1 protein-coding gene is annotated in these 230 nt (G+C 70.9%); it reads right to left on the reverse strand.

The features are described from left to right. Positions 1 to 230: AMP-binding protein (locus OGL93_RS22190; RefSeq protein ID WP_263265173.1), on the reverse strand; the 230-nt coding region annotated here is incomplete at both ends.

A 230-nucleotide genomic window follows, 5' to 3' on the forward strand; every position in this document is an offset into this window, starting at 1 on the left:
GGTCCCCCGTGCGGTACAACCGCTGCCCGGCCTTGAACGGGCTGGCGACGAAGCGCTCGGAGGTCAGGGCGGGCCGGCGGTGGTAACCGCGCGCCAAGCCCTCGCCACCCAGGTACAGCTCGCCCAGCACGCCAACCGGCACCGGTTCGAGGTGCGCGTCCAGCACGTAACACGCCAGGTTGGCGATGGGTTGGCCGATGGGCACGCTGTCACGGCCTTCGTCGACACAG

Origin of the sequence: Pseudomonas sp. RIT-PI-S, from assembly GCF_025642975.1 — a bacterium.
In the GTDB taxonomy this organism is placed as follows: Bacteria; Pseudomonadota; Gammaproteobacteria; order Pseudomonadales; family Pseudomonadaceae; genus Aquipseudomonas.